This window comes from Streptosporangium sp. NPDC051022 (assembly GCF_040683035.1).
Lineage (GTDB): Bacteria > Actinomycetota > Actinomycetes > Streptosporangiales > Streptosporangiaceae > Streptosporangium.
Genome location: NZ_JBFBCF010000001.1, coordinates 233350 through 254633, shown reverse-complemented (window position 1 = coordinate 254633; position 21284 = coordinate 233350). Strand labels below are relative to the sequence as shown.

At 72.6% G+C, this 21284-nt stretch carries 19 protein-coding genes; all 19 read right to left on the bottom strand.

All coding sequences use genetic code 11. The features are described from left to right. Window positions 1–26 precede the first annotated feature (26 nt). The 19 genes from AB0N02_RS01175 to AB0N02_RS01085 all read right to left on the bottom strand — a co-directional run bounded on the left by AB0N02_RS01175 (window position 27) and on the right by AB0N02_RS01085 (window position 21275). A complete protein-coding gene (locus tag AB0N02_RS01175) occupies window positions 27–947 on the bottom strand; it encodes an SDR family oxidoreductase (RefSeq protein WP_363941132.1) in 921 nt (306 codons plus the stop codon). After that, the gene (locus AB0N02_RS01170) at window positions 944–2119 is read right to left on the bottom strand and encodes a thiolase (protein ID WP_363941130.1); all 1176 of its coding nucleotides are present in this window, start codon (window positions 2117–2119) and stop codon (window positions 944–946) included. Before AB0N02_RS01170 ends, AB0N02_RS01175 begins: the two co-directional genes overlap by 4 nt. Beyond that, complete coding sequence (locus tag AB0N02_RS01165; RefSeq protein WP_363941127.1) at window positions 2116–2532, bottom strand: Zn-ribbon domain-containing OB-fold protein; 417 nt, start codon at window positions 2530–2532, stop codon at window positions 2116–2118. Before AB0N02_RS01165 ends, AB0N02_RS01170 begins: the two co-directional genes overlap by 4 nt. Next, complete coding sequence (locus tag AB0N02_RS01160; protein WP_363941124.1) at window positions 2529–3692, bottom strand: acyl-CoA dehydrogenase family protein; 1164 nt, start codon at window positions 3690–3692, stop codon at window positions 2529–2531. The genes AB0N02_RS01165 and AB0N02_RS01160 overlap by 4 nt, the downstream gene beginning before the upstream one ends. After that, window positions 3679–5841 (bottom strand): acetate--CoA ligase family protein, encoded by a 2163-nt coding sequence (locus AB0N02_RS01155; RefSeq protein WP_363941122.1) that lies wholly within the window; start codon window positions 5839–5841, stop codon window positions 3679–3681. The genes AB0N02_RS01160 and AB0N02_RS01155 overlap by 14 nt, the downstream gene beginning before the upstream one ends. Beyond that, window positions 5834–7063, bottom strand: coding sequence for an acyl-CoA dehydrogenase family protein (locus tag AB0N02_RS01150; RefSeq protein ID WP_363941119.1), 1230 nt, complete (start codon window positions 7061–7063; stop codon window positions 5834–5836). Before AB0N02_RS01150 ends, AB0N02_RS01155 begins: the two co-directional genes overlap by 8 nt. Beyond that, window positions 7060–8028, bottom strand: coding sequence for an ABC transporter substrate-binding protein (locus AB0N02_RS01145; RefSeq protein ID WP_363941116.1), 969 nt, complete (start codon window positions 8026–8028; stop codon window positions 7060–7062). The genes AB0N02_RS01150 and AB0N02_RS01145 overlap by 4 nt, the downstream gene beginning before the upstream one ends. Window positions 8029–8405: 377 nt before the next feature. Then, window positions 8406–9164: an aspartate/glutamate racemase family protein gene (locus AB0N02_RS01140; RefSeq protein WP_363941113.1), complete on the bottom strand. Its 759-nt coding sequence runs from the start codon at window positions 9162–9164 to the stop codon at window positions 8406–8408. Window positions 9165–9229: 65 nt separating this feature from the next. Beyond that, window positions 9230–10261, bottom strand: coding sequence for a leucyl aminopeptidase (locus AB0N02_RS01135; protein WP_363941111.1), 1032 nt, complete (start codon window positions 10259–10261; stop codon window positions 9230–9232). A gap of 116 nt (window positions 10262–10377) precedes the next feature. Continuing rightward, a complete protein-coding gene (locus tag AB0N02_RS01130; RefSeq protein ID WP_363941109.1) occupies window positions 10378–11262 on the bottom strand; it encodes an alpha/beta hydrolase in 885 nt (294 codons plus the stop codon). Next, window positions 11255–11914, bottom strand: coding sequence for an isochorismatase family protein (locus tag AB0N02_RS01125; protein WP_363941107.1), 660 nt, complete (start codon window positions 11912–11914; stop codon window positions 11255–11257). Before AB0N02_RS01125 ends, AB0N02_RS01130 begins: the two co-directional genes overlap by 8 nt. Beyond that, complete coding sequence (locus AB0N02_RS01120; RefSeq protein WP_363941105.1) at window positions 11907–12635, bottom strand: SRPBCC family protein; 729 nt, start codon at window positions 12633–12635, stop codon at window positions 11907–11909. Before AB0N02_RS01120 ends, AB0N02_RS01125 begins: the two co-directional genes overlap by 8 nt. Beyond that, window positions 12632–13126 (bottom strand): (2Fe-2S)-binding protein, encoded by a 495-nt coding sequence (locus AB0N02_RS01115; protein ID WP_363941103.1) that lies wholly within the window; start codon window positions 13124–13126, stop codon window positions 12632–12634. Before AB0N02_RS01115 ends, AB0N02_RS01120 begins: the two co-directional genes overlap by 4 nt. Continuing rightward, window positions 13123–15456: a xanthine dehydrogenase family protein molybdopterin-binding subunit gene (locus AB0N02_RS01110; protein ID WP_363941101.1), complete on the bottom strand. Its 2334-nt coding sequence runs from the start codon at window positions 15454–15456 to the stop codon at window positions 13123–13125. The genes AB0N02_RS01115 and AB0N02_RS01110 overlap by 4 nt, the downstream gene beginning before the upstream one ends. Continuing rightward, window positions 15453–16367 carry an FAD binding domain-containing protein gene (locus AB0N02_RS01105; protein ID WP_363941099.1) on the bottom strand — a complete coding sequence of 305 codons (915 nt, stop codon included), beginning with the start codon at window positions 16365–16367 and terminating at the stop codon, window positions 15453–15455. The genes AB0N02_RS01110 and AB0N02_RS01105 overlap by 4 nt, the downstream gene beginning before the upstream one ends. 73 nt (window positions 16368–16440) lie before the next feature. Then, window positions 16441–17709 carry an FAD-dependent monooxygenase gene (locus tag AB0N02_RS01100; protein ID WP_363941097.1) on the bottom strand — a complete coding sequence of 423 codons (1269 nt, stop codon included), beginning with the start codon at window positions 17707–17709 and terminating at the stop codon, window positions 16441–16443. Window positions 17710–17954: 245 nt separating this feature from the next. Next, window positions 17955–18434 (bottom strand): MarR family winged helix-turn-helix transcriptional regulator, encoded by a 480-nt coding sequence (locus tag AB0N02_RS01095; RefSeq protein WP_363941095.1) that lies wholly within the window; start codon window positions 18432–18434, stop codon window positions 17955–17957. A gap of 101 nt (window positions 18435–18535) precedes the next feature. Then, complete coding sequence (locus AB0N02_RS01090; protein WP_363941093.1) at window positions 18536–19333, bottom strand: SDR family NAD(P)-dependent oxidoreductase; 798 nt, start codon at window positions 19331–19333, stop codon at window positions 18536–18538. Window positions 19334–19376: 43 nt separating this feature from the next. Continuing rightward, window positions 19377–21275, bottom strand: a complete 1899-nt coding sequence (locus tag AB0N02_RS01085) for an FAD-dependent oxidoreductase (RefSeq protein WP_363941091.1) — start codon at window positions 21273–21275, stop codon at window positions 19377–19379. Window positions 21276–21284: the final 9 nt, after the last annotated feature.

Genomic DNA, 21284 nt, shown 5'->3' with positions numbered 1-21284 from the left:
CCACGGTGTCCGCGTCGGGGCCCATGTCAGGGCCCATGTCGGCCCGTACCGGCGCCCGTGTCGGGGGCGCCCTCCGGGCGCGGCAGCCGAGGGTTGACGGTCGCCCGGGACAGCAGGTCGCGGACCGCCTCCCCCATCTCCTCGGCCCGCCAGAGCCGGCCCCGGTCCCGGGCCGGACCGACGTCCCACCCCTCGTAGACCCCGACGACGCCGCCGTGGGCGTCGAAGACATGCCCGGTCACCCAGCCGGCCTCGGCGCTGGAGAGCCAGGCGACGAGCGGGGAGATCGCCGCCGGGTCGAAGACGTCGAAGTCCCCCTCCGGGGGAGACATCAGCCCCTCGGTCATCTGGGTCCGGGCCGCCGGTGAGACGGCGTTCACCGTGACCCCGTAGCGGTGGAGCTCCATCGCCGCGATCTGGGTGAAGGCCGCGACGCCGGCCTTGGCCGCACCGTAGTTCGACTGCCCGACGTTGCCGCGCAGGCCCGACGACGAGCTCGTGTTGATGATCCGGCCGGAGCGGGGCCGGCCCTCGCGGTGGCACGCCCGGAAGTAGCGGGCGGCGGCCTGGGTCGGCGCGAAGGTGCCCTTCAGGTGCACCCGGATGACGGCGTCCCAGTCGTCCTCGGACATGGTCGTCAGCATCCGGTCACGGAGGATGCCCGCGTTGTTGACGAGGACGTCGAGGCCGCCGAACTCCTCGACGGCGCGTTCGACGAGCGCCGCCGCGGAGGCCATGTCGGAGACGTCGCACCGGTGGGCGACGGCCGTACCGCCCAGTGCCTCGATCTCCGCCACGACGGCCTCGGCCGCCGGGGAGGTCCCGGACGGGCCGAAGTCGTTGACGACGACCCGGGCTCCCTGACGCGCGAGCTCCAGGGCGTGGTGACGGCCGATCCCGCCTCCCGCACCGGTGACGACGGCGACCCGACCTGCACAGATGTTCACGACACAGACCTTTCACGTACCGCGGCCGCGCCCCGGTCGGCCTCCCGGCCGAGGACGAGGACCCCGGCGCTCATGAAGGAGCCGCCGTTGCCCAGGACGACGCTCGTCCTCGGATCGTCGACCTGGGCCGCGGCCTCACCGCGGAGCTGACGGACCGATTCCTGGATGGCGAACATCCCGTACATCCCGGTGTGGGTGTACGCGAGGCCGCCACCGTTCGTGTTGACCGGCAACGACCCGCCCGGGCTCGTCGCCCCCGACTCGACGAAGGCCCCGGCCTCGCCACGCCCGGCGAAGCCGAGCGCCTCGAGCCCGTAGAGGACCGTGTGGGCGAAGGCGTCGTAGATCATGACGTGGTCGACGTCGGCCGTGGTGATGCCGGCCTCGTCGAAGGCCCGCCGGCCGGCCCGGGCGAACGCCGCCGAGTGGGTGAGGTCGTCCATCGTCGAGACGAGCGACGTCTCCGCCGCCTCCCCCGCGCCGAGGACATAGACCGGGGCCCGGGTGCCGCCCGCGCGCTCGACCGAGGTGACCACGACCGCCGCCCCGCCGTCGGTGACGAGGCAGCACTCGAAGAGGTGGAGCGGATGGGCGATGACCCGCGAGGCCAGGACGTCGGCGACGGTGATCTCGTCACGGAGCATGGCGCGGGGATTCCTCGCCGCCCATCGGCGCTGGGCGACCGGAACCGCCGCGATCTGCTCGCGGGTGACGCCGAAGTCCTTCATGTAGCGCAGGACGCCGATCGGGAAGGCGGTCGGGGCGTAGACGCCGCCGTAGGGCACCTCGAACTGCCCGCGCATCGACTGGGGCGCCGGAGCCCACGGCTGCTTGCCGACCCGGGACCGGCCCGACTCACCGTGGGTGACCAGGACGGCCCGGCACTGCCCGGCGGCGATCGCCGCGGCCGCGTGCCGGACGTGGAGCATGAACGACGAGCCGCCGACCATCGTCCCGTCGAGGAAGTCCGCGCGGATGCCGAGGTAGTCGGCGACGTCGACCGGGCTCTCCCCGGCGCAGGCGACGCCGTCGATGTCGGCCATGGTCAGGCCCGCGTCGAGGACCGCGGCCCGGCCGGACTCGGCGTGGAGCTGGAGCGCGGACTTGTGCGGGACCTTGCCGATCTCCTCGGACTCGGCCGCCCCGGCGATCGCCGCGATGGCCGGGCTCATCGTGACACCGCCGGGGTGAACTTCGGTACGGAGACCCCGCCGTGGGTCTCGAAGACGACGCGCAGCTCCATGTCGAGCACGAGGTGCTCGGGGTCCTGGGGCACCCCGACGATCGACGACATCATCCGCGGCCCCTCCTCCAGCTCGACGACCGCGACGGCGTAGGGCACCTCGAAGCCCGGGGACGGCAGGTGGGAGATGAGGTAGGAGTGAAGCCTCGCGCGTCCCGAGAGGGGCACCCAGCGCAGGCTGAGCGACGAGCACCCCGGGCACACCGAGCGTGGATAGAAGAAGAGCAGCCCGCAGTCCTCGCACTTCGGGAGGCTCAGCTCGCCCCGTGCCGCCGCGTCCCAGTAGGGCCGGGTGTCCGGCGTGGGACGGGGGACCTGCTTGCCGTCGTTCGGTTCGGTCACGGCCGCACTCCCATCCGGACGAGCACCTGTTCGCGGTGGTGGTCCGCGTTGCCGAAGAGTTCGGCGGCGGACCTGGCCCGTTTGAAGTACAGATGCGCCTCGTGCTCCCACGTGTACGCGATGCCGCCGTGGAGCTGGATCATCTGGCCGGTCACCCGGACGAACGACTCCGAGCACACCGCCTTGGCGACCGCGCACGCCACGGCGGCGTCACCGGCGTCGTCGTCGCCGGCGTCGTCAGCGGCGTCGTCAGCGGCGACGGCGTCGAGGGCGGCGACGGCGTAGGCCGCCGCCGAGCGCGCCGCCTCGACGTCGAGCAGCATGTCGACACAGGCGAACTGGACGGCCTGGAAGCCGCCGATCGGCACGCCGAACTGCTCGCGTTCGCGGACCCACGCCGTCGTCGTCTCAAGGGCGTGCGCCGCACCGCCCACCTGCTCGCACGCCAGCCCGGCGGCGGCGTGGTCGAGGAGGACGGACAACAGGTCGTTCGCCTCCCGCCCGGCGGCGACGACCTGGGCGGGGGCCTGCGTCATCGTCACCGTGGCGAGCGGGCGGGTGAGGTCGAGCGCCGGGGTCGGGACGACCGTGACGTGCTCCGAGCCCGGTTCGACGGCGAGGAGGACGAGCTCGCCGGTGGGCGTGGCGGCGGAGACGAGGAGCAGGCCGGCTTCGGCGCCTCCGGCGACGATCTGCTTCTCGCCGGTCACCCGCCATTCGCCGCCGGCGGGAACCGCCCGGGTCCGCGGGGTCTCCGGTTCGAAGGCCGCGGTCGTCTCGGTACAGGCGAGCGCGACCGTCACGCTCCCGTCGGCGATCCGCGGGAGCCATGCGCGCCGGAGCTCCTCGTTCGCCGACAGGCGCAACGCGGTCACCCCGATGACGGCCGTCGAGAGGTAGAGGGGGTCGGCGAGGGTACGGCCGAGCTCCTCCAGGACGATCGCGAGCTCGGCGAAGCCGCACCCCGCCCCTCCGTACTCGGCCGGGACGGCGAGGCCGTAGAGGCCGAGCTCCCGGCCGAGCCGCTCGCGCAGCGCCCGGCTCGGGCCGTCGTCGCCGGCGAGCAGCGCGTTCCGTTGGTCCGGCCCCCACTCCTTGGCGAGCAGCCTGCGGACGACGTCCCGGAGGGCGTCGAGCTCATCCTGGTCAGGGGCGGTCATGCGGGTTCTCCTCCGTCTCGTCGCGGGTGGTCCAGGTCACGAGGGCGTCGAGGGCCTCGGCCCCGTCGCCCGTCGCGAGCAGCGGGTTGATCTCGACCGAGTCCCAGTCGACCCCGGTCGGCGTGCACCAGCCGGTCACGGCCGCGCACATGGTGACGATCACGTCCACGAGGGCGCCGACGTCGGCCGGCGCGCGGCCACGGACTCCGTCGAGCAGCGCGCGGCCCCGCAGGCCGGCGAGCATGTCGGCGACGTCGTCCGCCGTGACGGGCAGCGCCCTGATGGCGACGTCGCGCAGGACCTCGACGAAGACACCGCCGAGTCCCACGACGACGACGGCTCCCCACACGGGATCGCGGCGGACGCCGGCGACGAGCTCGACACCGGCCGGCCGCATCGGCGCGACGATGACGCCGTCGATCCGTGCGCCCGCCTCCGCGAGGGGGGCGACGCGGGCGCGGAGTCCTCGGTAGGCGGCGCGGACCGCCTCCTCGCCGAGGACCCCGAGCTCGACGCCGCCGACATCGGACTTGTGGGCGATGTCGGGCGAGCAGATCTTCAGGGCGACGGGCCCGTCGAATCCGGCGGCGGCGGACACCGCCTCGTCCTCGCCGCGGGCGAGAACGGAGGGGACGACCGGGACGCCGCACCTGTCGAGCAGGGCGAGCGCGCGTGCCTCCGACCATGGCGTCCCGTCGGCGTCGACACTCGTCGGCCGGCTCGGGAGCGGCGCCGTCCGGCCCCGGATCCGGTCGCGCCGGGCGGTGTAGGCCACGGCGTTCGCGAGAGCCCGCAGACCGAGATGAACGCCGGGGAGCCAGACGAGGCCCAGCGACCCGAACAGCTCCCGCGCGTGATCCGGCAGCGGAGCCGCGACCTCGCTCTGGAGGATGATCGGGATCTCGACGCCCGCCTGTACGTCGAGGAGCGACCTGAAGAGCTCCTCGCCCTCCCCGGGAACGGCCGGCCGTTCCCTCGGCATCATGAACGCCTGGAAGAGAAGGGCGTCATAGCTGTCCGGCGCGGTCTCGGCGACGCGCCGGGTGGCGACGAGCGGCAGGTCGGGCTGGACCGCGACGAAACCGGTGACGTCGACCGGGTTCTCCGGCCGGGAGAAGTCGGGCATGAGCTCGCCCAGGGCCGCCGCAGTGGAAGGGGGCAGCGCCGGCAGTTCGAGGCCGAGCTCACCCGCCGTCTCGGCCGACAGCCCGCAGACCCCGCCCGAGGCGCCGACGACGCCGATCCGGTTGCCGCGCGGGCGAACCCGCCGGGACAGGAGCCCGGTCGTCACGACGAGTTCCTCGACGGAGTGCACCTGGACGACGCCGAGCTGGCCGAGGACGGCGGCCGTCACCTCGGCGTCGCCGGTCAGCGCACCCGTGTGCGAGCGAGCGGCCTCGCGGGCGACCTCGCTCCGCCCGACGGTGAGGACGACGACGGGCCGGTCGAGCTCGACGGCCCTCGCCGCGAGCTCGCGGAAGGCCGCCGGGTCGCGGAACGCCTCCAGGAACATCCCGACGGCCCCGGTCTCCCCGGACTCGACCAGATGCCGGGCGATCGCCACGGCGGAGAGGGCGGCCTCGTTGCCGCTGCTTCCCACGAAGCCGACCCCGATCCCCCACCCGCGTGCGAGGTTCATGACCGGCTTCATGAGACCGCCGGAGTGCAGGACGAAGGACGCCCCGCCGGGATCGGGCAGCACGGGCATCGACAGCCCGCAGGCGACGAGGCCGCGCCGGACGTTGACGAAGCCGCTCGTGTTCGGGCCGAGGACGTGGACGGCGCCCTCGGCGGCCGCCCGTGTCAGCCGCCTCTGATGCGCCCTGCCCTCGTCCGTCTCCCCGAAGCCCGCCGTGAGGACGACCGCGTTGCGGATGCCGGCCACGCCCGCCTCCGCGATGACGTCGGGCACGGCGTCCCGGGGCGCCATGACGTAGGCGAGGTCGACCGGCTCCCCGATGTCGGCGAGCCGTTCGGCGGCCGTGACACCGTGGACCCGGCCGCCCCGGGGGTTGACGCAGTGGACCGTCACGTGGGGGCTGTGCAGGCGCAGGTTGGCGAAGGCGTTCCGCGACCAGCCCGACTTCTCCGACGCCCCCACGAGCGCGACGGAGCGGGCGTCGAGCATTCCGTCCAGTGACTCAGCCACGGGCGCCGTCCTTCGGCAGGCCGAGGACGCGCTGGGCGACGATGCGCCGCTGGACCTCGCTCGTGCCGGCGTAGATCGTCTCGGCCCGGCCGCGGAGGAAGGTCCGCTGCCAGCGGGTCAGGGGGTAGCCGTCGCCCTCGGGGCGGACGAGGCCGGCGGCGCCCTCGACGTCCATCGCTATCTCGCCGAGCCGCCGGTGGTACTCGCTCCAGACGATCTTCGTCAGGGACGCCTCGGGACCGAGCTCGGCGCCCCGCGCGATCTGGTCGAGCACCCGTCTTCCGGTCGCCTTCATGACGTGGATCTGGCAGTAGGCCCAGGCGAGCTTCTGCCGTACGAGCCGGTCGCCGTCGAGCCCGCGCTCGCGGACCCGGTCGACGAGGTCGGACCACTCTCTCTCGTAGGTGAGGTGCGCGACGGCGGCGACCGCGCCCCGCTCGCTGCCCAGAGTGGTCATCGCCGAGCGCCAGCCGTTGTTGAGGCCGCCGATGACGTTGGAGAGCGGTGCCCGCGCGCCGTCGATGAACTCCTGGCAGAACTCGTCCTCGCCGGCCATCGTGACGAGCCGGCCGACCGTGATCCCGTTGTCGCGCATCGGCAGGAGCACGTAGGAGATGCCCCTGTGCTTCGGGGCCGCCGGGTCCGTACGGCAGAGCAGGAACATCACGTTCGCGCGGTGCGCACCGGAGGTCCAGATCTTCTGCCCCGACACGACGAGCTCGTCGCCCTCGACGACCCCGGCCGTCTGGACGGCGGCGAGGTCCGACCCGGCTCCGGGCTCCGAGAAGCCCTGGCAGTAGCGGTCCTCCCCGCTGAGGATCCGCGGCAGGAAGCGCTCCTTCTGCTCCCGCGTGCCGTGCGCGAGGATCGCCGGGCCGGCGAGCCTCTCACCCATGCCCCGGGTCAGGCGCGGCATGCGGACCGCCGCGAACTCCTCGGCCAGAACGGCCGTCTCCATCGCGCCGAAGCCCCGGCCGCCGTACTCCTCGGGCCACTGCGGGCAGATGAGCCGGGCCTGCCGGGAGGCTTCCTCGAACGCCGCGTACTCGGCGTATCCCGGCGCCGAGGGCTGTCCCCACAGGGTGTCCTCGACCTCGAACTCGCTGAGCCCCTGAAGGGCCGGTGAGGTGTGGGCGGCGAGCCACTCGCGCAACTCGGCCCGCAGGTCCGCGAGGGAGCTCCCGGAGACCCGCCCGTCGCCCGTCACACGCTTCTCGCTCATACGGCACCGCAGTCGTCGGTCGAGAAGGTGCCGGAGATGGGACTCACCATCGCCCTGTCCAGGGCGAGCTCACCAAGACCCCACTTGTCCATGACCTGCTTGTAGCGCCCGGAGCTGATCAGCTGCTCCATCGCGCTCTTGAGAGCCGCGAGGAGCTCGGGCTGCCCCTTCTTGATCCCGAACGCGCCGATCGTGCACTGGAAGGAGTCGCCGGCCCGCTTCACGCCCTCCTTGGAGTTGGCCACCATGTAGTTGCTCGTCGCGGTGCTCGTCACCGTCGCGTCGGCCCGGCCCGAGGTCACGGCCGCGAACATCGCCGTGTCGCCCGGGAAGACCTGGACCGTGATCGCGTCCTTGCCCTCGCCGACGCACTCGGCGGAGCGCTTCTTCAGCGCCGGTTCGTGCGGCGTGCCGGCGACGAGGGCGACGGTGAGGCCGCACATGTCGTCGTAGGAGTTGAGCTTGGCGCCGTTGTAGTCCTTGCCCACGAGGATCGACTGCCGCACCTTGGTGTAGCCGATGAGGTCCGCCGTCTCCTCCCGCGCCGGCGCGACGTAGAAGCCCATCGCGCTCATCTGGTACCGCCCGGCGTCGAGCCCGGCGAGCATGGCGTCGAACTTCGTCGGGGCGTACGTGCTCTTGAGGCCGAGTTCCCCGGCGAGCGCGTCGGCGAGGTCGACGTTGACCCCGACGAGCTTGTTGGTCGAGAGATCGGTGAACGACTGGGGCGGGTAGTCGGGCAGGACGCCGACCGTCCACGCCCGCGACTTCTTGAGGGCCTCGGGCAGGAGCTTGCCCGAGGCGCTCAGCTCCGGGGCGCTCAGCTCCGGGGTGCCGGAGCCGTCGGACGTACCGCCGCCACCGCCGCCACCGCCGCCACCGCAGGCGGCGAGGCCGACGGCGAGCGCCGTGACGGCCGATGCGATCAGGGCGTGCCGGGTGCCGCCAAAACGTCGAATGTTCACAGCCGGTGGTCCTCACGTTCCTATCGAGCGGGGTTCCTGCGGTGCTCTGCGGACCGCAGACGCGAGTCGGTCGTCGCCGTGGGCGCGTGGCGCCATCGCACGGCGGCGTACACGAAGAGATCGTGTCTACAACTGAATGCCGTTATGTGCAGTTGCATACACCCTGCTGGCGGGGGAACGCGCTGTCAAGGCCTCGCACGTGGGGACGGAGGAAAGCCCGGCGGCGGCGGTCCGGGCGCGGAAGGCGAGCCGGAGCGGGTTCCGGGCATGACGAGGACCCCGGCCGCCGGATGCCCTGGGACGGGCTCCGGCGCCGAGGTCTTCGCGGGGAAGGGCCGGGACCGTGCGCCGCGGCCCCTCCCCCGTGCCGAGCCGCGTCAGAGGGTGTACTTGCCGCTCAGCAGGCTGCCCGCGCCGGGAACGGTCGGCGGCAGGCCCAGCTCGTTCAGGACGCAGAACGCCGTCGCCGTCGCCGCCGACAGGACCGGCAGCCCGGCCTCCTCCTCGACCGCCTGAACGGCGGGCAACGACGGCATCTGCACGCACGCCGAGAGCACGAGCGCGTCCACCCCGGCCAGGTCGAGCCGCTTCCAGTGCTCACGCAGATCACGCGGATCGAGGCGCCCGACGGCGAGGTTGTCCGACACCTCCAGGCTCAGCGCGTCCGCGACCTCCAGCCCGGCGTCCTCGAGGTACTCCACGACCTTCGCGGTCAGCGGCTTCATGTACGGCGTGATGACGGCGATCCGCCGGGCCGACATGGCGCCGAGCGCGGTCAGCAGCGCGCCCGCGCTGGACACCACCGGTGCCTCGGATCCCTCCTCGCGCAGCACCGCGCGGATCGAGTCCTCCGCGACGCAGTGGTATCCCGGCCCCTGCGCCATGATGGCGACCAGGCAGGCGGTCGCGACCACGTCGGGACGCGCGTCGGCGAGTTCCAGGGCGGCCCGCTCGGCCTGCGCGTTCATCGCGACCAGCTCTTCGGGGGTGACATGCCGCATCCGGGCCCGGGCGCTGTGGAACACGAACCGGTCGCCCGGCTCGGCGTTCTCGCGATCCCGCAGCATGCGCGGCAGCTCGGTCTCCATCGTCAGGTTCGAGCTGGGCACGATCAGCCCGATGTGGTGGTCGGTCACGTCCACGTCCTTCCTCTGTGCGGGCTTCCTCTGTGCGGGCTTCCTCTGTGCGGGTATCGGGGCGGTCACCTGCGCCCCGCCGGACGCATCTCGGGGACGACCACGTCGCCGTCGCGCACGACGGGCTCGTCGTCGAGGAACAGGCTGCATCCGCGCATGGGGATGTCGAAGTGGCAGGGCGTGTCGTTCGGGCCGCCCAGCTCGTTGTTGGGGCCGATGGAGAACATGACGTTGCCGTAGAACGAGCGCAGCTCCATGCCCATGCCGCCGGGGAACTGCGTCAGCCCGTGCCACTGCGCCCGCTCGTCGAGGCCCCACCCGACGTGCGACATGCCGTAACCGCGCGGGTCGTCGAAGGACCTGATGTACGACGACAGCAGGTCGGCGTCCAGTCCGCCCCGGATGTCGGTGACGAACCCCTTCTCGATCGTGAGCGTGACCGGGGTCTGTACGTAGGTGTTGAACGGGAGCAGCACGTCACCGGGTGACAGCACGATGGTCCCGTCCACGCCGTCGTCGGCTCCGCCCGTGAACACGAACGCGGCCGGCCAGTGGTCCCAGCGTCCCGCCTGGTCGGTGCAGCCGTACTCGCTCATCGTCGGGTAGACGCCGAGCCGGTAGGTGACGTCCGTGCCCGCCGGGCTGGTGATGCGCATCGAACTCGCCCCGCCCAGAAGCTCGGCGCCCACCTCCACCCGCTCCCGCAGCTCCCGCGTCGGCATCAGCCGCGCCAGCAGCGGTACCGGCTCGACGACGGTCAGGATCCGCGTTCCCGCGTCCTGGATGGCGAACTGTTCCTTGCTGAACAGCAGGAACTTCAGGTCCACCAGCATGTCCGCCTGCTTGAACGCCTCCACCACCTGCGGATTGGCGCCGAGCCCCGACTGCCCGACCGCCCACGCGCCCGACTCGGCCGACTCCTCCGGCAGCCGTACGTGGTAGGCGGCCGCCCCCAGTCTCCGCGCCGCGTAGAGGAAGGCGTCCGCGTAGTCCAGCCGCTCGGCCCCCTGTGAGAGCACGGCGACGGTCTCGCCCTCGTGCACGCCGCTCATTGTGAGCTGGCGCACGCAGATGTCGTTCAACAGATTCCGGTCCATCGCACCTCCCGCGATGAGACCCCATTTGATCCGGACACGGACTATTCAGGTCCGGGTGAGCCCGGGACTCATGGGGTCGAACTGATCTCGTGTGTGGGGCGCAGGCCCCTGGAGTCTTAGGGAACCCGGGCTTCCCGGGGCGTCGCCCGGCTCCCGTCACCGGACGCCCACGGTGCGAGCGCCTCGCGGAGGGCGGCCAGGGCCCCGCCGGGGTTGTCCCAGAAGACCATGTGACCGGCGTCGGGGATCTCGACCGTCCGCGCGGCGGGGTTCGCCCGGGACGCCTCCTCGGCGCCCTCCGCCGTGACGACGGGGCTCTGCGCGCCGTAGAGCAGCACGGCCGGGGCCGGTACGGCGGGCCAGATGTCGAAGAAGTCCTCGGTCTCGAAGCCCCGGTGCGTCGCCGCGACCGCCTGCGAGCCGCAGCTCGCGAGCCAGCGGGCGCGCAGCTCCCGCTCGCGGCGCGGCCAGCGCGGCCACGACAGCGCCACCTCGTCGGCGTCGGTGCCGCGCCGCGCCTGGTCGAGCTGGGACTGGAAGGCCGCGAGCGTGGTCGGGTACGGCCCGCGCCCCGGGCCGCTCATCGGCGGGTCCACCAGCACGGTCCCGCTCAGGGGCACGGCGGACCGTACGGCGGTGACGGCCGCGATCCGCGCGCCCATCGAGTGGCCGAGCAGCAACGGGCGGCGCAGGCCCAGTTCCCGGATCACCGCCTCGACGTCGGCCGCGTAGTCCACCAGCGTGTAGGAGGCGCCGTCGTCCGACAGCCCTCGCCCGCGCACGTCGAGCACGATCGGCCGGACCAGGTCGGTGAGTTCGCGGGCGACGAAGCACATGCTGATCGCCGGGCTGGTGATGCCGGGCAGAACGACCAGTGGCAGGCCCTCTCCGCCGTAGTCGAGAACGTGCAGGCGCAGCGGACCCGACCGGACCCAGCGGCTGAGCGCCGGAACGTCGGCCAGGTCGGCGAGGGCGGACTGGGTGAGGACGCGGTCAGACACGCTGGGGGCTCCTGCCGAGATAGCCGACGGCGTCGGCCAGTGAGATGACGTCGCCGTACTTGGCCTGGATGTCGAAGAGCGCGGCGTCGTGGGGGCCCGCCGCCCGGTCGCCGCAGCACTCGTGCGGCACCAGCACCGAGAAGCCGGACTGCACCGCGTCCACGGCCGTCGCGCGGACACAGCCGCTGGTCGTCGCGCCGCACACGAGGAGCGTGTCGCAGCCCATGCCGGTGAGCAGGGAGGCGAGCGAGGTGCCGAAGAACGCCGACGCGCCCTTCTTCACCACCAGCAGGTCCTCGTCACGGCGCGGCAGCCGCCGGTCGACCGCCACGGCCGGGCCGCCCTCCCGCAGCGCGCGCAGCCCCGGTGTCTTGTCCAGCCACCGTACGGCCGTCCCGTCCGCCTCGGCCGGGGTGTAGGCGATGGTGGTGAAGACGACCGGCGCACCGGCGCGCGTCCCCGCCTCGACCAGCTCGGCCGCGGCCGCCACCACGTCGCCGAGATCGGCCCCCGTGGGGTAGGCCGGGTCCGTGAAGCCGTTGGTGAGGTCCACGACGACGATCGCCGGTCGCCCGCCTCGCCGGACGGTCGCCCCGAATCCGGCGGTCGCGTAGATGTCGTCGGTCCGCCGTCCGTACATGCCGTCAGCCACGTCGAAACTCCTTCAGTCTTCTGGCCTGCGAACGCACCGTCGCCAGCAGCCAGCCGTGGAACACCCCGACCGCGAACGCGGCGGCCACCGGGGCGTACTTGGCGACCGACGGCGGCATCAGCATCGCCAGCCCGTCGAGTTCGGCGGCGGCCTCCCGCCCGGCCGGTCCCGGCCGCCGCGGAGCGGGCCGTACGGCCGTCCCGGGCTCGCCGGCCGGCACCGGGTCTCCGCCCGGATCGGCGGAGTACCCGCCGTGGGCGATGGGACCACCGGTGCGGTCGGACTCGATGAGGGCCGCCAGGTCGCGGGCGAACTGGGTGAGAAGCCGGTTGGACACCGCGACGATCGCGCCCTTGCCGAACTGGGCGAGCTTCCCCCTGATCAGCAGGTCGGTCCTCAGCCGCAGCACCGCGCCGCCGGGCGCCTCGTCCACGGTGAGCCGGATCTCGGCCTCGGCGTCGCCGTGACCGCGCGTGTCGGCTCCCCGGCCCTGGATGCGCAGGTGGCGGCGGTCGGCGTCGGTCTCCAGGAAGCGGACGGTTCCGGCGTACTCGGCGGTGATCGGGCCGACCTTGACCTTGATCCCACCTCGGTAGGCATCGCCGTCACGGCCGCGGATCTCCGCCCCCGGCAGGCACATGACGATCCGTTCCACGTCGCTGACCAGCCTGAAGACCTCGTCTGGTGAGGCGTTCACCGCGATCTCGTTGTCCAGGATCATTGCCTCGCCTCTCCGCGCCTTTCGCGCGCGCAACCGTCGATCGCCTCGACGATGGTCTGGTAGCCGGTGCACCGGCACAGGTTGGCCGAGACGACCTCGCGGATCTCCTCCTTGGTCGCCTGCGGCCGCTCACCCAGGAATCCCTCGGCGAGCATGAGGAAGCCGGGTGTGCAGAAGCCGCACTGCAGCCCGTGGTGCTCGGAGAACGCGCGCTGCAGATCGCTCAGCTCCCCGTCGCCGTCCGACAGCGACTCGACCGTGCGGATGTCGGCGCCCTCGGCCTGCACGGCGAACATCAGGCACGCGCGTGCCGGGGCGCCGTCGACCAGCACCGTGCAGGCGCCGCAGACCCCGTGCTCGCAGCCGACGTGGGTGCCGGTCAGCCCGAGGCCGTGACGCAGCACGTCGACGAGCGTGTGGCGGGCCTCGACCAGGACGTCGTCATGCGTCGTGCCGTTGACGGTGAGGCTGATCAGGATCTTGTCGGTCATATGGTCGCTCCCTGGCGCAGCAGCGCGCGCAGCACGGTCTCCGGGCGGATGGGCGTGTCGTCGAGTTCCACTCCCGTCCGGCGCAGTGCGTCGTTCACGGCGTTCAGCACGGCCGCCGGCGCGCCGATCGTGCCGCCCTCCCCCGCGCCCTTCGCGCCGCTCTCGGTGAACTCGCACGGCGTCTCCAGGTGGTGGATCGTGATCTCCGGGATCTCCATCGCCGTGGGCACCTTGTAGTCGATGAAGCTCGCGCACGACGGCTCACCCTGCGCGTCATAGGTGACCTGCTCGAACAGCGCCCCGGCGATGCCCTGCGCGATGCCGCCCCGGCACTGGCCCTCCACGACCTGCGGGTGGATGGCGACCCCGCAGTCCTCCACGCACACGTACCGCAGGATCCGCACCCGCCCGGTGCCCGGGTCCAGCTCGACCACCACGCCGTGAGCGGCGTTGGAGAACGTGCCGTCGCCCTTCACGTCGAACGAGGCGCGGGCGGTCAGCCCCGGCTCGGCACCGGCGGGCAGCAGGTGCGCCCTCAGGTAGGCGACGTCGGCGATCTCCTCGAACGTCACGGCGCGCCCGTCGGGGGCCCGTACCGAGCCGTTGTGGAGTTCGACCTGGTCGGCCGGGGTCTCCAGCAGGTGCGCGCCGAGGCTTAGCAGCCGGTCGCCCAGGGCGGTCGCGGCGCGGGCGACGGCGCTGCCGCCGATGGTGGCCGAGCGGCTCGCGAAGCTGCCGAAGCCGTAGGTGACGCGGTCGGTGTCCCCTTGGTGGATCTTCACCTGGGTGAGCGCGAGGCCGAGCCGGTCGGCGACGATCTGGGCGAGGGTGGTCTCGTGGCTCTGGCCGTGGCTCATGGTCCCGGTGGTGACGGTCACCGCGGCGCTGAGGTCCATCCGGATCTCGGCCACGTCGAAGCCCGGGACCACGGCCATCTTCCGTTTGGCGAACGCGCCCGAGCCGTAGCCGGTGCGCTCGCTGAAGCAGGAGTAGCCGATCCCGACCACCCGGTCGGCGGAGTCCCGCAGCGCGTACCAGTCCTCGTCCCGGAGCACCCGTTCGCACAGGTTCAGCGACTCCAGGTAGGAGCCCGGGTCGTATGTGACGTCGTTGACGCCCGTGTAGGGGAACTCGGTGATGAGGTTGCGGCGCCGGATCTCGACCGGATCCAGGCCCAGTTCGCGGGCGGCCCGCTCGAACAGCCGCTCCGCGACCATGACGATCTGCGGCCTGCTGACACCCCGGTAGGGAGCGGTCGGCGCCTTGTTGGTGGTGACCGCGCGGCCCCGGACGCGATACGCCGGGACCCGGTAGACACCGGGCAGTTCGGCCGAGGCCATCAGGGGCTCGATGCCCGCGGTGAACGGGTAGCAGGAGTAGGCGCCCATGTCGCACACCACGTCGGCGTCGATCCCGAGGATCCTGCCGTCGGCGTCGAACGCCGCCCGGACGTCGTAGCGCTGCTCGCGTGCCAGGAAGGAGGCGGTCAGGGCGTCCTTGCGGTCCTCGATCCACTTCACCGGCCGCCGCAGCCACAGGGCCGCCGCCCCGACGGCGATCTCCTCCCGCCCGACCACGCACTTCAGCCCGAAGCCGCCGCCCATGTCGGGGACCAGCACCCGAACGTTCCGCTCGGCCAGCCCGAGGCATTCGGCCATGACCGTCCGTACCAGGTGGGGGACCTGGGTGCAGGTCTGGACGAGCAGTTGCTCGTCGCGCGCGTCCCAGTTCGCGACCGCGCCGCGGGTCTCCAGCGGCAGCGCGTTCTGCCGGCCGGTCTTCGCCCGTACGCTCACCACGCAGGGCGCGGCGGCGAAGACCTCGTCGATGCCCGCCGTGGCGAACATCGACACGTCCACGAGCGTGTTCGCCGCCGCGGCGGCGTGGACGAGCGGTGCGCCCAGCGCGAGCGCCGCCTCGTCGGAGACCACCGGGACGAGCACCTCGTAGGTCACCTTGGCGGCCTCGACGCCGTCCTCGACCGCGTAGGGATCCTCGGCGAGCACGATGGCGATCGGCTCCCCGACGTAACGCACCCGGTCCCGCGCCAGAACGGGCATGCCGGTCGGCACGAACTCGTTCGGCGGCCGGTCGAGCACGGCGGTGATGTCCCCGAGCGCCAGGTCGGCGGCGGTGAACGCCGCGACCACTCCCGGAACCGCGAGCGTCCGCGACAGGTCGACGTCCGTGACCGTCCCGTGCGCGACCGTGCTGCGGACGAACTGCGCGTGCAGCATGCGCGGCAGGTGGATGTCGTCCACGAAGCGGCCGCTCCCGGTGAGCAGCCGGGGATCCTCACGGCGCGCGACCGACGTCCCGACCAGGCTCATCGCCGCATCGCCTCCTCACAGGCCCGGATGACCAGGGTCCGGGTGAGGACCCTGCGATACTCGGCGTCCCCGTCGGCGTCCCCGTCGGCGTCCCCGTCGGCGTCCCCGCCGGTGTCCCCGCCGGTGTCCCCGCCGGTGTTCCCGCCGGTGTTCCCGTCGGCGTCGCCCGGCGGGTCGAAGGCCGCCGCGGCGGCCGCCGCGCACTCGGCGAACACCTCCGCGCTCCGGCCGCCGGCCAGTACGGCCTCGGCCTCCGGGACCCGCACCGGGGCGGGCGCGACCCCGCCCAGCGCGACCCGCCCGTGGTCGAGGTCGACCGCCGCGGCGACGACGGCGAAATCCCCGTGCCGCTCGGCGAACTCGACGAGTGCCGCCCGCCGGGCCGCCCTCGGGAAGACCACCTCCACGATGATCTCGGCGGGCCGCAGCGTTGTGGTGTAGAAGCCGAGGAACAGGTCTCCGGCCGGGACGACCCGCCGCCCGCCGGGCCCCTGGACGACGATCTCGGCGTCCAGGAGCACCGCGAGCAGGCACCATTCGGCGGTGGCGTCGGCGTGGGCGATGCTCCCGCCGACCGTGCCCCGGGTACGGATCGGCAGGTGGCCGATCCACCGCATCGCGTCGCGGATCACCTCGAAGCCCGGACCGAGTTCGGCGGTCTCCACCTCGTGGTGGGTGGTCAGCGCCCCGATCCGCAGCGCGCCGCCGGCCTCCGGACGGATGTACGCCAGTTCCCGCCGGAGCCGGCCGAGATCGACGAGGTGGGCGGGCCGGGCCAGCCGGAAGTTCATCATCGCGACCAGGCTCTGGCCGCCCGCGATGACCTTGGCGTCCTCGCCCAGTTCCGCGAGCAGGCCCACGGCGCCTGCGATGTCGCGGGCCCGGTGGTAGGTGAACGATGCGGGTTTCATGATCCCTTCTCTGCTTGGGGGTCCGGAGCTCCCGCCTCTGCTTGGGGGTTCGGAGCTCCCGCGTCCCGGAGGGTCAGCCGTGGAACTGGTAGGCGAACCTCTCCTCGTCGGGATCGTTCAGGGGCGTACCGCTCCACAGCCACCGGTAGGAGACGTCGGACTCCCCGTCGAAGTTCTTGAGGCTCTCGTCGCGGCGCCGCTGCGCGGGCCCGTCGTGCAGGTGGTAGAAGTCCATGTTCCGCCAGGCGGCGTCCTGCACCATCCCGGCGTGCTTCGCCCGTCGTGCGACGTAGCGTGTGAGGGCGTGCCGTACTCCCTCGACCGGGACCGAGCCGAGTTCCTCGGCGAGCACCGCCGCGTCCTCCATGGCCTGCGAGGCGCCCTGCGCCTGGTACGGCAGCATCGCGTGGCAGGCGTCACCGAGGAGCGCGACGTGCCCGTCCACCCAGACGGGGTCCGGACGCCGGTGGTACATCGCCCACGCGGAGATGTCGCCCTCCGCTTTGGAGAGCATCGCGGCGACCCGGTCGTCCCAGCCGGGGAAGGCGTCCACGAGTTCCTGGACGGTCGCCGACGCGGTCCAGTTGTCACGCACCTCCGGAGAGCACGGCACGATCGCCACGACGTTGAGATACTCCCCGCCTCGGATCATGTAGTGGACGAGGTGCCGGTCCGGGCCGTACCAGATCGTGCTCTGGTAGCGGTCCACCAGCCAGCGCGTGGCCGGATCGGCCGCGATCTTGTCGCCGGGGATGAGCGCCCGGTAGGCCATGTCGCCGGAGAACACGAGCGTGTCCGCGAAACCCAGCAGGTCGCGCACGCTGGACCTGATGCCGTCCGCGCCGATCAGCACGTCCGTGTCGTACGCCTCGCCCGTCTGGGTGATCGCGACCGGCCGGGCACGGTCGCTCCGATCGATCTCCACCACCCTGCTGCTGGTCCTGACCTCGACCACCGGCCCGGCGCCCTCCGCGTCCAGGCACGCGTCGAGCAGCGCCCTGTGCAGGTCGGCGCGGTGGTAGTGCCAGTAGGGGGCGTTGTACTCGCGCTTGCAGAACTCGCCGAGACCGGTCAGCCCGATGACGCCGCCGTCCTGCCAGCGGCGGCGGACCTGGTCGAGGGGCTCGGTCCGGATGGCCTCGAGCCGGGCGCGCAGTCCGAGACCCAGCAGAACGCGACTGGCGTTCGGCGCGGTCTGGATTCCGGCGCCCACCTCCCCCAGCTCGGCGGCCTGCTCAAGGACGGTGACACGAAGGCCGCGCCGGCGAAGGGCCAGCGCCGCGGTCAGTCCTCCGAGGCCGCCCCCCACGATCGTGATGGCGTACGACTGGCTAGCCGGCACTGTTCCTCCTTCATGCCTGTGCTCCACAACGCGCGTCCGCCGCTCTGTATGCTTATGTATACACCTATATGCAGCGAGATGGAACGCCGGCTTTCATGTGCCGGACACGCCGGCGACGACCGGCGTTCCAGGGTGACGGAGCCACGGGCTTGCGCCCTCGAGAACTAATCCGAACACGGACTATCTCGGAAAGGCAAGGGCCCAAGGCGGATGGGCCGGAACGAGAACGCGGCGGGAAAAGGCCGTCAGCGACCGTCGAGCAGGCTCTCCCAGTGGGCGGCCAGCCTCGTCAGCTCCCGCATGACCTGGTCACGCCCGGCCCCCTCGTAACCGCGCAGCAGCTCCTCGTCCAGCGCGCGGGCCAGCCGTCTCACCTCCGCCAGCCGCCCGGCGCCCTCCTCGGTCAGGTAGAGCAGCTTCCGCCGCCCGTCATGCAGGGCCGTTCGCCGGACGATCAGCCCGGCGTCCTCCATCCGGCGCACCACGTCGGTCATCGTCGACCGGTCCAGCGCGACCGACGACGCCAGCGACTTCTGATCCACTCCCGGATAACTGTCGACCGCGGTCAGCACCGCGTACTGCGGGCCGGTCAGAACCGGGTCCACGACCCGCGTCCAGAGCGCGACGTACGACTGATAGATCCGCCGGGCCAGGTAGCCGGGGGCGGCCATCAGCGCGGAAGGCGTCGCGACCGTCTCCGGCTCCCGCTTGGGACCAGTTGCCATGCCTCTACCTTGCCACGCCCCCGCGGGGTGCCGTCTCGGGCGATCCCAGAGCGTCGGCGACGGCTCCGCCGTGGTACCGGAGCGCCCCATCCGCGGCGGCTCTACCGCACCCGCCCGCCGGGCTTCGCCAGGCCGCGAATGTCGAGGCCGCTGTCGGCGTTCACCATGCTGCCCGTGATGTGACCGGAGTCGGCCGCGTTCGCGAGCAGGGTGTAGACGCCGCCGTAGGCGGCCGTGGACGGGATCTCCTGGAGCGGCAGGGCCTCGCGAGTGCCGTCGAGGACGGACTCGGCGGGCCGCTGCCCCAGGGCGTCGATTCCGCCGAGCCGCGTCGGGGCCACGCCGGGCGCCACCCCGTTGACCCGCACGTCCGGCGCCAGCTCGTACGCGAGCTGCCGGACCAGCCCGAGCACGGCGTGCTTGGACGCCGTGTAGAGCGGGCCGCCGCCTGCGGCATGGAAACTCGCGTACGAGCCGGTGATGACGACGGCGCCCCTGGCCCTGATCAGCTCGCCGGCCGCGGCGCGGACGCCGAGCATGGGTGCGATCACGTTGACCCCGAAGATCTCCTGGGCGGCCGTGGTCAGGTCCTCCCCCGGGATGTCCTCCAGAGCTCGCGCCCCGTCGAAGATCCCGGCGTTGGCCACGAACACGTCGACCCCGCCGAACGCGGACACGGCCGTCTCGACCGCGCGCACGTTGTCGTCCCAGGACCGCACGTCGGCGGGGAACGGGATCACCGCGTCGCCGAGTTCCTCGTGCAGTTCCCCGAGGTTGTCCGCGTTCCGGTCCACGGCGACCACGCGGGCGCCCTCGGCGACGTAACGGACGACGACCGCCCGGCCGATGCCGGACCCCGCACCGGTGAGGATCACTGCCTTGCCGTCGAGAGCGCCCATCGCGCTGTCCTTTCTTTCGTGGCGATCAGGTCTTTTTCAGCGATCAGGCCCTGCGGGCGGCGAAGAAGGCGCCGTGCAGGGCGTCCATCACCCGGCCGGGCCGAACGGCGTCGCCGAGCGTGACCACCTCAAGGCCCGGGGCGGCCGCGCGCAGGGCATCGGCCAGGGCCGGGTCGGGGGTCCGCCCGACGGCGACCAGGACCGTGGCGGCCGGGATGACCCGGCCGTCGGCGGTCCGCACGCCCTCGTCGGTCACCTCGGTGACCTCGGTGTCCGTGACGATCGTGACGCCCTTCCCGGTCAGGATGCCGGGCAGCGCCATGGCGTCGGTGAACACCTCGCGGTTGGCGAGAATGGCCGGTCCGGCCTCGACGAGCGTCACCTGGTGGCCCGCGCCGACGAGCCAGAGCGCCGTGTCGGTGCCGGTGAGCCCGCCGCCGACCACGACCACGGGGGACGTGACGGCGGCCGGGTCGGTGACCTCGCGTGCCGGGGTCCCGCCGGGGAGGGCCTTCGTACCCCCGCCGGTCGCCACGTACACGAGGTCGTAGCCGTCGGCCAGCGAGGCCACGTCGGCTCTGGCGGCGACGACCTCGACGTCCCTGGCCCGCACCTGGTGGACCAGGTGGTCGCGCAGGGCCGCCAGGTCCTGCCGGTGCGCGGGGAGCGTGGCGCGGTTGAGCGCGCCGCCCGGCTCGTCCGGCTCGAACAGGGTGACCCGGTGGCCCCGGTCCGCCAGTACGGCCGCCGCCCGCAGCCCGGCCGGGCCGCCGCCGACCACCGCGACGTCGCGCGGGACCGCCGCCGGTTCGACCGGGTAGGAGTACTCCTCGCCCATCCGCGGGTTGACGGCGCACCCGGTGCTGCGCCCGGCGTTGAGTCCCCGGTCAAGGCAGCCGTCGTTGCAGCGGATGCACGGCACGATGTCCAGGAACCGTCCCCCGCGGGCCTTGCGGGTCCAGTCCGGGTCGGCCAGCAGCGCCCGGCCCAGCGAGACGAAGTCCGCGCCGCCGCTCTCCAGTATCTCGGCCGCCACCTCCGGGCTGACCAGCGAGCCCGACGCGATCACGGGGATCGAGACGGCCCGCTTGATCTTCTCCCAGCCCCACCGGTGCGGGGCCCGCGGCATGAACCACGGGCTGACCTCGTACTCCATGAGGGCGTGGTGCCCGCCGGAGGCGTGGATCACGTCCACGCCCGCGGCTTCGAGCAGCCGGGCCAGCTCGACGGTCTCCTCGATCGGGATGCCGTCGGCCTCGTAGTCGGTCACCGACAGGCGCACGCTGAACGGGAAGTCGCGTGGCACCCGCGCGCGGATGGCCGCCACGACCTCCAGGGTCAGCCGGGCGCGGTTGCCGAACGAGCCGCCGTACTCGTCGGTCCGCTTGTTGGTGTGCGGGGACAGGAAGTTCGTCAGCAGGTAACCGTGCCCGGCGTGCACCTCGACCAGGTCGAACCTGGCCAGGTACGCGCGCTCGGCCGCGTCGCCGAACGCGCGGACCACGCCCGCGATCTCCTCGGTCGTCAGCGCGACAGGCCTGTTGCCGTACTGGGACTCGACGTAGTCCCACGACACGTCGGACGCCGACTTGATCGGCGGGGTGCCGAGGAACTTCTGCCGGCCGCAGTGCTCAAGCTGGATACCGATCTTCGAGCCGGCCGCGTGGACCTCGTCCACCAGCCACCCGAGGCCGGGGACGTGCTCGCGGCGGGAGATCCCGACCTGGGCGTGGATCGACTTGCTCGCGTCGTCGTCGACGTAGCTGTACTCCACGATGATCAGGCCGGGACCTCCCTCCGCGAGCCGCTTGTAGTGGTTGACCAGCCGCTGGGTGACCGTGCCGTCCTGGTTGGACAGGGCGGTGGTCTGCGGCGACTTGATCACCCGGTTGGCCAGATCGAGGGTGCCGATCCGGCCGGGACGGAAAAGGGCGTCGACCAAGGGGGCCTC

Excerpts from the sequence above, each read along its gene's own strand:
- AB0N02_RS01170 (WP_363941130.1), bottom strand. The coding sequence starts at position 2,119 with ATGAGCCCGGCCATCGCGGCGATCGCCGGGGCGGCCGAGTCCGAGGAG.
- AB0N02_RS01160 (WP_363941124.1), bottom strand. The coding sequence starts at position 3,692 with ATGACCGCCCCTGACCAGGATGAGCTCGACGCCCTCCGGGACGTCGTC.
- AB0N02_RS01150 (WP_363941119.1), bottom strand. The coding sequence starts at position 7,063 with ATGAGCGAGAAGCGTGTGACGGGCGACGGGCGGGTCTCCGGGAGCTCC.
- AB0N02_RS01135 (WP_363941111.1), bottom strand. The coding sequence starts at position 10,261 with ATGGACCGGAATCTGTTGAACGACATCTGCGTGCGCCAGCTCACAATG.
- AB0N02_RS01120 (WP_363941105.1), bottom strand. The coding sequence starts at position 12,635 with ATGATCCTGGACAACGAGATCGCGGTGAACGCCTCACCAGACGAGGTC.
- AB0N02_RS01115 (WP_363941103.1), bottom strand. The coding sequence starts at position 13,126 with ATGACCGACAAGATCCTGATCAGCCTCACCGTCAACGGCACGACGCAT.
- AB0N02_RS01110 (WP_363941101.1), bottom strand. The coding sequence starts at position 15,456 with ATGAGCCTGGTCGGGACGTCGGTCGCGCGCCGTGAGGATCCCCGGCTG.
- AB0N02_RS01105 (WP_363941099.1), bottom strand. The coding sequence starts at position 16,367 with ATGAAACCCGCATCGTTCACCTACCACCGGGCCCGCGACATCGCAGGC.
- AB0N02_RS01095 (WP_363941095.1), bottom strand. The coding sequence starts at position 18,434 with ATGGCAACTGGTCCCAAGCGGGAGCCGGAGACGGTCGCGACGCCTTCC.
- AB0N02_RS01090 (WP_363941093.1), bottom strand. The coding sequence starts at position 19,333 with ATGGGCGCTCTCGACGGCAAGGCAGTGATCCTCACCGGTGCGGGGTCC.